Origin of the sequence: Mucilaginibacter jinjuensis (genome assembly GCF_028596025.1) — a bacterium.
GTDB classification, from domain to species: Bacteria; Bacteroidota; Bacteroidia; order Sphingobacteriales; family Sphingobacteriaceae; genus Mucilaginibacter; species Mucilaginibacter jinjuensis.
Map to the genome: position 1 here is coordinate 1,453,676 of NZ_CP117167.1, position 13,857 is coordinate 1,467,532.

Genomic DNA, 13,857 nt, shown 5'->3' on the forward strand with positions numbered 1-13,857 from the left:
ATAGAAGAAGTTCTCAAATTATTAGATGTGTGTAAGTAAAAGCTGGTTAATAGTACCTGATCCTAATATTTATCGCTTGTTTTGCGCAAACCAATCATCAGAACATAGTCCCTCCGACCCGGCAAGGCCAAATATAATTTTCACCTGGTTGTAGTAATCCGTTTTTACAACTGCGCAAAAGTAAAGTTGGCCTTTATAGTAAAAACGAGTTTGCTTATCGGCCATATATGTACTTATATTTAGTTTTTCGAGTAGTGCGGCATATTGTTGATCACTTAGATAAGCGCGTGTTTCTATTCGGAATAATTTGTCAGCCCGGAAAAAAAAGATAAAATAGTTACCCGCATTTTGGTTTAAATTCAAAAACGCTAATTCCTCATTTACGTATCCCGAATACTTAGATCTGTTCATATATTCCCACCAGTATTTAACCCGGGCAGTATCTCTTGTAATGCACTCAGGCGCAACCACAGCTTGGTCATACGGTATCGTCCTGTATGTTTTAATACTGTCTTCGTGTTCACTTAGTTGCACATCTTTGAAAGAAGAACCCATTAACGGGAATGGCTTAAACAGTATGGCAATACGATTTAATGCTATTTCATTATCAGTATTTGCGTTTGTATTGGTTGTGTCTGTTGGTGTATTAGTATTTGTGTAGCCTTTTCCGTTAACCGGTAATGGGTTAGTGTTAGCATTATTGGGATTAGAATTATATTGGGGCGGGTAATAAGGGCTGTGATAACCATCCCTGAACAATAAAATAGACGATGCTTTTAACTTTAAGAGGTCTATGATGTGAGATGTATCAGAATTATCGCCATTCCAGGTAAACCGCCGGAAGTTATTATTATTTGGATCATAAACATTTATAGTGAATAGATTAATTGCATTTCTTGCCCTCGCCAAGGCTGCCAGGAAAATTGGATCGTCGTAGCCCTTATTATATAAAAGTACTTTGCGAAAGTAATTGGCAGAAACAGAATCCTGATCCCTATAATGGCTGATGACGTATTCCCAGATAAGTTGAGATGTGCCTTTATTACTGTATAATAATTTTAGATAGTTTGTTAGCACATCCTTTACCGGCAGAAAAGTAGTGTCGCCGGAAGTAATTATAGACAGGGGTTTTATAATTAATAAAAACTGTTTCTTAGTTTCAGTATCTAACACGGGGTTGGCAGCGCCCGTTTTATTCTGATCTCTATACAAATGGCTGCCATAATTATAATTATTAACGCCCAGGTTATAATAAGAATAGAAACTGTTTCTGTAATGAATGGCTTTATTAAGGTTTAACAACACATTTTGATAAGTGTGGGGCCGGTTAAAACCATAATCAGCCGCGCCTTCTTTTTGTGCGTTATTGTTATAAAATGCAGCGCTATCCTGGGACAGAGTATATTTTTTAGGCCCTATATGGCCTAAAAAGTTTATAGATAAACCACCCAACATCAATAAGCAGGCAGCAAGTGCTATTACAGAATAACTAATTTTACGATTTCTATTTATTAATAAGCTTTTAAGTGATACGTCTTTAATCAGGCCTGTGCCTATATAAGGCATTAATGTTTTTATAGCATCTTTCTTCTTTTGGCTGTCCTTACTTAAAGCATTTAATTCTGCTATAGAAACTGATAATTGTTCTGAGGCAACACTCTCTGTGTTAAGTTTTTCTAAAATATTTTTTTGCAGAAAATCACCAAGCGTTTCCAGGCAAACTTCTTTATAATCGGGAAGCATTGTGTGCAATAAACTATAACGCAGGTTATCCGGAACAAGCTTCATTTTTAGCCAGGGGAGGCGTGTAATAAGTGCGAGGTTACGTACGGTTAAAAGTTTTTCAGTTTCCGGGAACCTGTCCTCAATAGCTTTTCCCAAAATAAGTGTAACCTCCCATGATGGTACAGGATAAAGTACTGTAGAAAGGCACCATTGTAACAACCCCTTACTGGGGTTAATATGATTAGATATGAAATATTGTTTTATCTGTTCAATATCAAGCGTTGTGAGGTTCCAACGTGAAGGATCTATGTTTTTTAAATTAGATTTGTACCTCTTCACATTGCGGTCGTTTTCTGCATTTGAACATAAGTGCTCTGCAGCCTGCAAAAGCCCCTGCTCGGTGAAAGGGAAAACCATAAGGTATTCAGACAGGATTTTTTCAACACTTCCCCATGAAACCTGATCATGAGGGGTAATTAGTATTTTATATTTCCATTCAGAAAAAAGGTCAATAACCCAATTGCCAACCTGGCCGGTATCATAATTAATAAGCCTGTTGCCGGGAGTGAAGATGATCAGTTTAAAATCCTGATAAACCTGTGATAAATATTTTATGCCCGTGTCGGAGTATTTGCTATTCCAGGATGTCCGGGGGTCAGATCTGAAATAAAAAATCTCTACAGGAATATCATCACGTGAAAGAAATTTAGCTACAAACTTAAATAGGTTTATTTGCTGATTGTTGTTTTCGGCTACATCAATCAAAATCAGATAGCCTGCATTAACCGTATTAGTTTTATACGATAACCATGGAATGCCCAAACGATCGATCGTTTCCTTAACAGATCTCTTAACATCCAATAGGTGCCGCTCACCCTCAAACCTTAGAAATAATTTTTGCGACCAGGAATACAGAAAATTATCCCGGTTAATGAGATGGTCCTGATTGGGATATAAATAAAATAATGGGGGCAAATTTTTTAGCTGCAGTTTTGGAAAAAATCTTTTCCAGAGCCAAAGAATAATACAAAGGGCAAAAAACAGAATAATAACGCTATAAAAATAATTTAGCCCGCTATTTGAATCGGGTGTAAGTGTTCCGTCTTCAATCAAGGGGATCTCAACAGGATTATAAGGCCCCGGGGTAACTATAACACCAGCGTTAACAATTACCGGGATCGAATCCCGGTAAACCCGGGTTTGTGTGCGGCAAAGCTGGTCCCAGATATTTTGGTTGTAGATAGTACCTTCAACATAGATTTTGGAAATACCATCCTTCGAAAAGCTTATTTTGGGGGAATCGATACCTGCGGCTATAATGGGCTTTAGCCCATCAGAAAAAGTCCAGGTAACTGTTTTAGGGTTGTTAGGAGATGGCAGCAGTTTTATTGAAAACGTATTTTTATTTAGCGGATGGGTATTTATCCTAATACCTTCTTTTATATATACTTGTGTATACCAGATCATTATCCCCACATAAATAAGCAGGATAAGAGGCCACATAAAATAATTTAGCTTAAACAGGCGTGTTAATTTAACAGGTTCATGCCTGTAAGAAATTTTGCTATCTATCTTAAGCCTATAGTTATCCAGTATTTCTTTGACTTTCTGATTTACTGTTTTTTGTGGGAGAACCCATTCATCAAACCGGGTTAATGTGGTTTTCATCCGGTCTGAATCGGCCTGATTCTTAGCCAGCACCAGACAAATCACATTGATTAATTCTGCCTTTGTTTGCCCCGAAATAATCCTTTCTCCGTCAACGCTTTCATTAAGTGGCAAACCTAACGGATAGTAAATATTTAATAAATTAAAAATTTGGATATAGGCATCCGAGCTGACCGGAAAATTATCCATCTGCAGACACCTGATGAGTTCGCCAACAGGTATAGCAACGTATAACAACAGCTCTTCGTCCATTTTGAACTACGAAATCTGATTCAACTTAAAATCTTCCTGGTTTTTAATAAGGATACTTAGGCTCGCGTTTCTGATTGAGGTGTCAAGATTTTCGAATAGTACACCTTGCAGAATATAGGGTTTTAGATAGTACACCCAGCTAATTAACTCGGCAGTTGACGGGGGCTTTGATAAATTGGTGGATTTAGTTAACGTATTATAAAAACTGAGGTAGCTGTCTATAGTTGTTTTAAAACCCGTATCATCTTTATCATCCGAGTCGCTGAAAAGACGGCTTAAAACAATATCTTTCAGGATACTTTCGTCGGGTAAATCGATGTGGTAAAAAACGCAGCGCCGTAAAAATGCATCGGGCAGATTTTTCTCCGAGTTACTTGTCATGATAACAAATATGTTGGCAGAACCCTTACAGTAAGTTGCATTTTTATCTTCTTTAATAGTAAACTCCATTTTATCAAGCTCGTTTAACAAGTCATTGGTAAAATCGCGCGGAGCTTTGTCAACCTCATCAATTAATACAACAGAACCTATTGCAGCACCCGGAGTAATTGTGGGTAAATTCGGCATCGACTTATAACGTTGATCATAGTTGTCGATAGATAATAAAATTGCCTGCCCTAAAGCGGCGAGTTGAAGGTAGCCGGTAACATCCAGGTTGCCATTGTGGTTAGCCGCGTGAAAGTGGCCTAAGGCATCGTAATTATAAAAAAGATCTGTATAAGCAGATGTGGTTTTAGTGTTAAATACCAATGGCCGGGATAAAAATTTACCCGGAAAATTCAGCGCAAAATCACGTGCTAATTTTTTAGCCAGTGTAGTTTTACCGGCTCCGGGTTTGCCTGTAAGCAATAGCGGCTGCTTAAGGATCATAGCCACCTTAATGGCCTGATAAAGGCCGGGTTCGATAATGTATGATTCATCATCCAGGAGCTCTTTGCCAATGATAAGATCTTCTTGTAAAAAGTGATACAGGTTTTTAACAGGTTCCATTGTAATTACTTAGGTTTAATTTGCAGTAAAACTTAATTAGTATTAAGGGTGCTGTTCAACAATGTTTTTATAATCGATCAGGATGTTTACAAATATTCTTTCAATTTCGGTGGCCCTTTTTTCATCAAGTACGGTTTGTTTATAATTAGCATCAATTGTGAAAGGTACTTTGTAATGCTTGCAGTCTGTTTCCAGTCTGTTCATCCATGTTGACCGGTCCTCTATCGGAGGTACTTTAAGCACAAGCTCTTTATTAACCGGGAATATATTACCCGAGTTTTCAGTGCCGATAGTGGTTAGTATTTTTTTTAACTTATATTTTGATACAAACGGAATAAAATAAGCGAGCGAATTGATCACAGAGATTTTATTACTTGTGCTGTTGAATACTTTTAGAAATTGATGGATGATAAATGCCTCTTTTTTAAACATTGAAGGGGGATATGATACACACCAGAAAAATAAGACCTTATTAGTGCCTGTATTCTGTGTATTTACCAGATCTGTAAATTCTTTAAATACAGATAAGATTTTGTCAATTCTGCCATTGCCATAAGCAATTTCAAAGAATAGTAAGCTTGGTTTTCCTTTTTTTAATTCGGCTATAATATTATCAAGGTGTTGATATGTGTTGTAATCCTTTGTATTCTCATTCTCAAGGCCTAATACCTCAACTATTTTAGTAACAAACCTTGTAAATGTGGTATTCTCTCGTATTTGTATGATACCTTCGTTATCTGAATGTTTAATGTTTAAATTCAGATCAAGCGGGTACTTATATTGCGATTCATGTTTTTCTTTGATAAAATTCTCATAGATGAGTTTTCTTGCCAGGCCGACAGTAGAATTTGGCTGCTCGCCAACAATTAAATAATTTTGAATAGTATGTTTATTGCTATCATAGTACTCTCTGAAGTTATCGGAAAACTCGACGCGGTCGCACATAAATGCCTCATTATAATTCTTTAGTATGGAAAATTGCCTGATAGGCTGAGGCCACTTTAGTTTGATATATTGAGGCCACTTTTGTCCGATGGTTTCAGCTAAAGTAAAATAAGCAAGTCTGGTTTCCTCATTTGCATCAGACTCCGTAAATATCCCATAAAAAACATTTGCACCTTTATCATAAACACCCCCGCCGCTAAACCCCGGCCTTACAAAATATCCATATTGGGTATCACCCTGGATTTGCCCCAAGCCCCTGCCTGTTTTTCCAAATACAATGCCTTTTGCATTTATACCTTCTATACTTCTTTCTCTGGGATACCCATAAGCCCAAACTGCACTACCCTGGGGTACATCTGTGGATAGGATAGCAGGTTTTATTTCATTATTAAGTTTACTATCAATTTCTTTTAGTCTGAATATAATAATATCAGTTCCGGAAACTTCCGTATGATCAATATATTCTCCTTTAACCTCAATAGTTTTAAAATTCCCGCCTAATAAGGGAAAAACGACAGTAACATTTTTTATTACGCCCCCGTTTTGTGATGTAACCACATGTGTACAAGTTAGTATTATATCATTAGCAACCAGTAAGCCTACCCCTAAGCAAGCTTCTTTTGCAAAATCAATCCTGTCCCTGCTTTCATCAAATTCCCAAATAGCAACAACTGAGCCGTCCATTTTAACTTATTTTGTCCATTTTAAAGAAACTTTAAAATTACCTTCTACAGATCCTTTGGTTATAATCATTCCGGCTTCTGCAGTGATTTTGACAGACATTTCGATCTCAATTTCGTCGGGCCTGTTAATGATTCCATCAAACACAGAAAAAAGACTTTCTGTTGTTGATCTTAATGGTTCAAATGCTTGTGAGATAGTTTTAGATGCGTTTTCGATTTGGTCACCTGCCCTCGATGCCTTTACAACACCACCTACCGGAGCAAGCCTGGCATCGGTTTCAATGAATATTTTTTTACCTTCTCCTAAATCAAACTCAACATAATTTTCCATAATTATTAGTTCAGTTAATATTTAATTTAATTAAAATCCTCGTTGGTTTCCCGGCTTATCATTCACACATTGCAATAAAAATGATAGTTCGTGTAAGTATTAGATATGGTGCTTTCTTATCAATAACCCTTATTGAATTTGATTTTAATGATTAGCAGCATTTAATCAGCGGAATCATCAAATCCATCGGGAAATTCAAAATCACCGGGTTGTGTGTAGTTGATGAAAATGAAATTGTAAGCTATTAACTGCGATATGATTTAAGCTCTGCTAATTTATTAGCTAAATTTAGTATTAAATCATTTTAAATCAATACGTTAAAACACCTATTTTTTACTTTAACAGGGAGTTGAAACCAGGTAGTGAAGAACGTTTAAGTAGGATTGAGTTTTTATAGGAGTCGGGCAAACGTAATAAGGCATAAAACAATAAAAGCCCATCATTACCTGATGAGCTTTTTGCGGAATGGACGGGACTCGAACCATGGCGCTATGTGTTTAATTATCAGTTGTTTACAATTGCGAAAATCATATAGCTATCTAAACAGACACCGTATAATTTTAATAATTATGAGTTGCTTTAAAGAACTTTATATATGGTAAATATAAGCAACCAAATTTTAGAATGCAAGTATTGCTAATTAGGCTTTAAGTCTCGAAAGCAGGTTAAGCTTATTCTTTTTGCTTAATACGAATAAGCTCATTGAGAGCAGAACTATAATTTAAGTATTTTCTAAATAATTTTTTTTCGGTTCGGATAATTACTTCTTCGACATGCCTAAAATCTTCATACTTTGTAAAACTATTAATAAAGTGGGTATTCAATATAGGTCGCTTTAACATCCGACTTGGCTAAGCGTACCTCGAAACTGAGTAGGGCATGTATATTATAGCTGGATTAGCCATTCGACCAGTTAACTTGCAAATGCGCCAAGGCATGGATGATATTGAGGCGAATATGAACAGCAACAACTTGGACGTCAACGGATTTTAATTTACCCTTGATCGGCAATTTTTAGGACGAACATCCATTAAACTGGTTAAGCGGGGACTATAACAAGCTGACTGTTTTAAAGCAGGGTTTCGAAAATTCCACGAGTTTTTTTAAGACAACTTAGCGAATGCTATCAAATCTTTTATCTCCCCTATAAAGCGAAAACCTGCGGGCATATAGTTTAAAAAGGTATTGAAAAGGAATAAATCTATCAAGTCAATATATTTAATAATATTATCTTCCGGTTAAATTTTCAGAGGTTCTATTAAGTGTTATCTCCTCAACCTATATTAGCATCGTTAAATACTTAACCGTATCACAATTTCATGAAAAAACTTCTTCTGGCAATTTTGCTAATATTAACGGCAAGTTATTCTTATGCGCAGTTAATTAGCTATCAGTCTGCTCCACTACCGTCAGCGCAACAAGGCACTACTCTTTTAAGTACGATAGGGGGTAGTTCAGGTTCGGGGAATTCAGTCTACCATAATACCTGGCTGGTTAGAAATGTAACTGGCAATAATTGGTATAGTACACGTGTACATGATGGTATTTCCGTAGATAACTCATTCTTAAATCCTCAAATAAATACGTTAACGTGGTGGGAAAGGGATCCAAATGCAAACATTCAGTCTTGGGGAACTAATAGCGCAACATATTTAACAATTAATAATGGAAACGTCGGTATTGGGATTACAAATCCTCAATCAAATCTATCTGTTAAAGGGTACACTTTACCAACCAATGGTCTGGTTATGCGTCGTCGTCTTTACAGGTGGGGGAGCTTATGATTCAAGATTATGAAGTTACTCCCCAAGTTGCAATTGAGCAAAATACATATTTTGATGGGGCAACTAAATATATTCTAAATGGATACGCATCATCTCTGGGTATGGGCTCAAACGGAAATATTACTTTTTCTGTTTATAACAATGGGGTTAGTGGAAATACAGTTTCAGGAACAGGTCTCGCAATGACTATAGCTAATAACGGCAATGTAGGTATTGGAATAAGTCACCCCGATGCCAAATTAGCGGTTCAAGGTACAATCCACGGCAACGAAGTTCTAATAGATCAAACAGTCCCTACTCCAGACTATGTATTTGATAAAGACTATGGTCTTGCTTCTTTAAAAGATATAAAAACCTATATCGATCAAAACCACCACTTGCCTGAAATTCCTTCTGCTGCACAAGTCGCTAAAGACGGGGTTAACTTGGGTGAGATGAATGCGAAACTTTTAAAGAAGATTGAAGAACTGACTTTGTATTTGATTGATCTTAAAAATGAAAACGACGCATTAAATCAAAGGGTACAAAAATTAGAAAACAAAAAATAATATGAGAAAATTTTACTATGTTTTTTTATTAGTATTCGCTGCAAATAAGCTATTTGCACAGGATTATACTACGAGTGTTACTTTTCCGGCCGGATACCAAATTGGAGATTCCAATGAATTTGTATTGGTTGCACCTCAAGATGCCGGAGCTTCCGGGTATTATGAAATATCAATTTCTTACACACGGGGAAATATAGCTGCTGCGGCTACCCATCTGGCAAGTATCAGTCATTCTAATCCCAGTCTATGGAGAGAGGTTGGAAGAGTAAACGGCAATCCTTATACAGGAAGTGGGATATATAATTTTACGATCGATTGCAATACGCAATATGGATATGCCCGATTCAGGGTAAGAGCTATTAATACATACGGCGTAGGCACTGACCCCATAGCGGTAAATATTAAGGTGCACTCTATAAATTTCAATAGTTCGTGGACTCCGTTGAATATTTCCGAAAATGATTTAAGCGTCACTAAGTTCTTGCCAATGACAAATGAATGGAATTTATATGTCGGCAATGACTTTACAAGCAATGGTGCAAACTTGGCCATTAAAGCAATAGAGAACGGTAATGTTAGTATCGGGACAAACAATACCGATTCCAAATTAACTGTCGGTGGAACTGTTCATGCCACCGAAGTCTTGGTTGATGCCAATGTCGCGCCTGCCGACTATGTTTTTGACAAAGAATACAACCTTGTAACACTTAAAGATGTCAAAACGTATATCGACCAAAACCATCACCTTCCTGAAATCCCTTCAGCTAACCAGCAAGTTAAAGACGGCATTAACCTGGGTGAAATGAATAACAAATTGCTTAAGAAGATAGAAGAGTTGACCTTGTATTTGATTGAGAAAGACAAACAGGTAAATGATCTTCAAAAACAGGTCGGCCAAATAATGCAGCAGTTACCGACAGGTACAGGGTTGGTACCACAGAAGAAATAACATCTCATCAAATCACGCTTTAGTTTATTATAATTTATGAAAAAGGTCTTATTGCTTATGCTATCGATTTTGACAGCAAGCTATTGTTATGCACAGAATTCTAATCCCTGGCCATTAAGCGGAAATGTAGGAATTGGGATATCAAACCCAGGTTTTGCGCCTCTCGATGTAAGGGATAACAATTCGGTCATACAACTCAGGAGTACGATGTCGGCAATTGTTCCCGGAAATAATAACGGCGGGGCGATTTATTTTGGTGTTGACAATCAAAATAATTCAAGTATACCAACAGGTGCGATCGAGACTTCCTGGGGAGGTGTGCTTGTTCCACAAATTGGCATAGGAGTTATCCGGGATGGTTTACGGGCTAATATGATCTTAGATTATAACAATAATACCCTGTTTCGAAATGGAAGTGTTAGCAATATGATAATCAATAGTAGCGGGAACGTCGGTATCGGTACAACAAATCCTTCTGAAAAACTTACGATCAGTGATCCTGGAATTGCATATAACGCTACAACAGGGGTGATCAAATTGCTTTTCGATTCTGGTGGAGGAAGAGGGGGGATGGGTTTCGAAAAGGAAACTTTTAATACTGCAGGCTTAAGGTTCTATACACAGTATGGATTTGGATCTTCAATTGAGAAAATGCGAATCACGGCTAACGGATACGTAGGGATTGGCACAACGCAGCCTGATAAAGAATTAACTGTAAATGGAACTATTCATGCCAATGAAGTATTAGTGGATACCAATGTTCCTCATCCCGATTATGTTTTTGACAGAGACTACGATTTGACTTCTTTAAAAGATGTAAAAACCTACATCGACAAAAACCATCATTTACCTGAAATTCCATCCGCTGCACAAGTTGCCAAAGATGGTATTAACCTGGGCGAGATGAATGCGAAGCTATTAAAGAAAATCGAAGAGCTTACCCTGTATTTAATTGAAAAGGATGCCCAGATTGATAAGCAAGAGTCACAAAATATTTCGCAACAACAGCAAATTGATCAAATGAAAATACAAATCAAAGAATTGCTAACAAAAGCATCAGAAAAATAACTATACACACAAATATCGTTTGCCCGTAATTACTCAAACCACTTACACATTATAATCGTGAAAAATATAATACTTGTCCTCGCCATTGTTCTTTTTGGTTATTGTTCATTTGCTCAGACGCTTACTACTCAGAACACAGGAAACCAGTTGTGGATAAAGCTTGGAGACTTAGCATTACCACAAGGAGGGAATGATTGCTTCCTGAGAATTGTTGGCGGAAGTGGGTACAACGCCTTAAAATCTCAACAGGGATATGTTGAATTACACATGAGAACCAGTAATGGGGCATCTGTGGATGAAAACGGTTATGGCTTTTCTGCAACAGCAGTATCCTACGAAAGAAATCGTTTTATTGCTGATATAAGAATTGTCCCTAATGCCAGTGGCACTAATGCAACCTCTTACGGTATATTTATATATTGTGGGCCGTACCCAGGCAGTACCTTTTTCTCTGTGGAAGACCCTACAGGCATTTGGACTTCCAATTTAAGCAGCTCAACAACCGCTCCCGGAGGTTACAGTGTCCCCTTTGAGCACGTCATAAATAATAATACTTTTCTAAATGGCAATCTTGGAATTGGCACTACACAAACAGATGCGCCTTTAACCGTAAACGGCACTATTCACGCCACGGAAGTATTGGTAGATCAAAGTGTCCCTCATCCCGATTATGTTTTCGATAAAGATTACGATCTCATCCCGCTCAAAGATGTTAAGTACTATATCGATCAAAATCATCACTTACCCGAAATTCCATCCACTGCACAGGTTGCTAAAGAAGGTATTAACCTTGGTGAAATGAATGCTAAATTATTAAAGAAGATCGAGGAGCTGACTTTGTATCTGATTGAAAAGGACAAAAAGGATCGGGACTTACAATCTCAGGTTGATGAATTAAAGAAGCAAATTCTATCAATTAAAAAAAAATAAAACGACCCCACTTATCATAGTTTCATGAAAAAAATTCTACTCACAATTATGCCGCTACTTGCTGCATTTAGTTCTTTTGCGCAATTTCAGTCTCCGGTCAGCGGTATCACATGGACGCCTGATAGAGTTGGGATAGGTACAAATACACCTTGGACAACGTTTTCCGTCTTTCAGGCAAATAATAACAATACCTATATTTCAGCTGGTAACAACACGATAAGCACATTCATGGGAGCTGGTGGTGCCTTGTGGGGAATTGTTGGTACTGCTTCTAATCATGATTTTGCACTGTACACTGGTAACACAGAGAAAATGCGCATCGCTAATAACGGAAACGTGGGTATTGGTACAAGCAATCCGCTTACCACGCTATATCTTCAGAATGCAAATACCAGCTATTCTGCGACATTAACGCTTAAAAATACGGCTAATAACTTTGCGGCCAGAGCTGGCCTCACCCTCGAAAATGATGCAGGTAATCAAACTCAATTCTATAAACAAGCATCTGGAAGTTTCGATGCAAATGATGCCATACTCTATTCAGCACAAGGAGATACCAGAATATATACAGGAGGGGGTGAAAGATTTCGAATTACATCTTCTGGCAAGGTTGGCATAGGAACGACAGTGCCAGACCAGAAGTTAACTGTAAATGGCACCATCCATGCTACCGAAGTATTAGTAGATCAAACAGTCCAAACCCCTGACTATGTTTTCGACAAAGATTACGACCTGGCTACACTTAAAGATGTAAAAACCTATATCGATCAAAACCATCACTTACCCGAAATACCATCGGCCGCCGAAATTACCAAAGAGGGCATCAACCTCGGTGAAATGAATGCCAAACTGCTGAAGAAGATTGAAGAGCTGACCTTGTACCTGATTGAGAAAGATAAAAAGCAAGAAGGTTTAGAGACAATGGTTTTAAAGCAGAATAAAGTCATAAGAAGCCAACAAAAGTACGATGTTCTTATCACGAAAAAACTCCACCAAATACAATCACAAATCAAATGCGTAAACTAATTTTAACCCTCACAATTTTACTATCATCAACAGTTTTTTTTAAAGTTTCAGCGCAATATTATGGCAGCTTTGTAGTTCAGGGGGACGCTGATAAATTTTATCCGGTCGTATTCAGTGATGTTGATTTCGATAACAATAAGGCTACGGTACTTGATATCGGCCGATCCAACGTCCACACTGATGGAACATGGCGTGGATCTGAAATTGCAAGGTTCAGATTTCATACATACAACTGGGGAAACAGCTCCAATTTTATAGATGCTGATATCCGACAATTTAATCCGGTCACCAATACCGCGTTTATTGCTGCGTGGTCAGACGGAAGTATGTCAAATAGCGACAAAACGATCATTATATGGTTAAAAGGCGGCGGTAACACTTATTTTGTTAATGCCCCGGCTGATATCAATGCAACCGTTTATGATGGTGTTCAACACCCGTTACCCTATCAGGAAACTAACGGACCAGCCAGAAACTACATAACCACTATTCAGCCCTATGTTAATTCGAACGGATTTAGCAGTGGTGGCACCGCATTCTTTAATGGTACCGGCAATAGCTATTTCGGTTCTAACGTGGGTATTGGTACTTATAACCCTGATGCCAAATTAACTGTCCAGGGTACCGTCCATGCCACAGAGGTTTTAGTAGATCAAACAGTCCCCACTCCCGATTATGTTTTTGACAAAGACTACGATCTCGCTTCACTAAAAGATGTAAAAACCTACATAGATCAAAATCATCACCTACCCGAAATTCCATCCGCTGCACAGGTTGCCAAAGAGGGCATTAACCTGGGCGAAATGAATGCCAAGCTGTTGAAAAAGATTGAAGAACTCACTTTGTATTTGATTCAACAAAAGGAAGAATCACAAAGGCAAAACAGGATACAACAACGTCAGATCAATCAATTAAAACATCAGATAAAAGCTTTGGCGAAAGCGTCACAAATATAGTT

The 13,857-nt window shown here is 37.7% G+C and carries 11 protein-coding genes; 7 read left to right on the plus strand and 4 right to left on the minus strand.

Annotated features, from left to right (window positions below; translation table 11 throughout):
• Positions 1-69 precede the first annotated feature (69 nt).
• From PQO05_RS06705 to PQO05_RS06720, 4 genes are read right to left on the minus strand one after another with little or no spacing between them, the layout of a single operon-like run.
• On the minus strand, positions 70-3,645 hold the full coding sequence (locus PQO05_RS06705; protein WP_273631929.1) for a hypothetical protein: 3,576 nt from the start codon (positions 3,643-3,645) through the stop codon (positions 70-72).
• A gap of 6 nt (positions 3,646-3,651) precedes the next feature.
• Positions 3,652-4,635 (minus strand): AAA family ATPase, encoded by a 984-nt coding sequence (locus PQO05_RS06710; protein ID WP_273631930.1) that lies wholly within the window; start codon positions 4,633-4,635, stop codon positions 3,652-3,654.
• A 42-nt stretch (positions 4,636-4,677) separates the two neighbouring features.
• Positions 4,678-6,264, minus strand: coding sequence for a trypsin-like serine peptidase (locus tag PQO05_RS06715; protein WP_273631931.1), 1,587 nt, complete (start codon positions 6,262-6,264; stop codon positions 4,678-4,680).
• Between the two features lie 6 nt (positions 6,265-6,270).
• The gene (locus PQO05_RS06720) at positions 6,271-6,594 is read right to left on the minus strand and encodes a CU044_2847 family protein (protein WP_273631932.1); all 324 of its coding nucleotides are present in this window, start codon (positions 6,592-6,594) and stop codon (positions 6,271-6,273) included.
• Between the two features lie 1,319 nt (positions 6,595-7,913).
• On the opposite strand from PQO05_RS06720, the gene PQO05_RS06725 reads away from it, so the two are divergent.
• From PQO05_RS06725 to PQO05_RS06755, 7 genes are read left to right on the plus strand one after another with little or no spacing between them, the layout of a single operon-like run.
• On the plus strand, positions 7,914-8,378 hold the full coding sequence (locus PQO05_RS06725; protein WP_273631933.1) for a hypothetical protein: 465 nt from the start codon (positions 7,914-7,916) through the stop codon (positions 8,376-8,378).
• Positions 8,375-8,926, plus strand: coding sequence for a hypothetical protein (locus PQO05_RS06730; protein ID WP_273631934.1), 552 nt, complete (start codon positions 8,375-8,377; stop codon positions 8,924-8,926). The genes PQO05_RS06725 and PQO05_RS06730 overlap by 4 nt, the downstream gene beginning before the upstream one ends.
• Before the next feature lies 1 nt (position 8,927).
• Positions 8,928-9,875 carry a hypothetical protein gene (locus PQO05_RS06735; RefSeq protein ID WP_273631935.1) on the plus strand — a complete coding sequence of 316 codons (948 nt, stop codon included), beginning with the start codon at positions 8,928-8,930 and terminating at the stop codon, positions 9,873-9,875.
• Positions 9,876-9,911: 36 nt separating this feature from the next.
• Positions 9,912-10,943, plus strand: coding sequence for a tail fiber protein (locus tag PQO05_RS06740; protein WP_273631936.1), 1,032 nt, complete (start codon positions 9,912-9,914; stop codon positions 10,941-10,943).
• Positions 10,944-11,000: 57 nt separating this feature from the next.
• The gene (locus tag PQO05_RS06745; protein ID WP_273631937.1) at positions 11,001-11,873 is read left to right on the plus strand and encodes a hypothetical protein; all 873 of its coding nucleotides are present in this window, start codon (positions 11,001-11,003) and stop codon (positions 11,871-11,873) included.
• 24 nt (positions 11,874-11,897) lie between these two features.
• Positions 11,898-12,899: a tail fiber protein gene (locus PQO05_RS06750; protein WP_273631938.1), complete on the plus strand. Its 1,002-nt coding sequence runs from the start codon at positions 11,898-11,900 to the stop codon at positions 12,897-12,899.
• Entirely contained in the window at positions 12,887-13,855 is a 969-nt protein-coding gene (locus PQO05_RS06755) for a tail fiber protein (protein WP_273631939.1), read from the plus strand. The genes PQO05_RS06750 and PQO05_RS06755 overlap by 13 nt, the downstream gene beginning before the upstream one ends.
• The last annotated feature ends 2 nt before the right edge of the window (positions 13,856-13,857 follow it).

Bases quoted from the DNA above. Each gene is read 5' to 3' on its own strand.
- PQO05_RS06725 (WP_273631933.1), top strand. From the start codon at position 7,914: ATGAAAAAACTTCTTCTGGCAATTTTGCTAATATTAACGGCAAGTTAT.
- PQO05_RS06750 (WP_273631938.1), top strand. From the start codon at position 11,898: ATGAAAAAAATTCTACTCACAATTATGCCGCTACTTGCTGCATTTAGT.
- PQO05_RS06730 (WP_273631934.1), top strand. From the start codon at position 8,375: ATGATTCAAGATTATGAAGTTACTCCCCAAGTTGCAATTGAGCAAAAT.
- PQO05_RS06715 (WP_273631931.1), bottom strand. From the start codon at position 6,264: ATGGACGGCTCAGTTGTTGCTATTTGGGAATTTGATGAAAGCAGGGAC.
- PQO05_RS06705 (WP_273631929.1), bottom strand. From the start codon at position 3,645: ATGGACGAAGAGCTGTTGTTATACGTTGCTATACCTGTTGGCGAACTC.
- PQO05_RS06740 (WP_273631936.1), top strand. From the start codon at position 9,912: ATGAAAAAGGTCTTATTGCTTATGCTATCGATTTTGACAGCAAGCTAT.
- PQO05_RS06720 (WP_273631932.1), bottom strand. From the start codon at position 6,594: ATGGAAAATTATGTTGAGTTTGATTTAGGAGAAGGTAAAAAAATATTC.
- PQO05_RS06735 (WP_273631935.1), top strand. From the start codon at position 8,928: ATGAGAAAATTTTACTATGTTTTTTTATTAGTATTCGCTGCAAATAAG.
- PQO05_RS06755 (WP_273631939.1), top strand. From the start codon at position 12,887: ATGCGTAAACTAATTTTAACCCTCACAATTTTACTATCATCAACAGTT.
- PQO05_RS06710 (WP_273631930.1), bottom strand. From the start codon at position 4,635: ATGGAACCTGTTAAAAACCTGTATCACTTTTTACAAGAAGATCTTATC.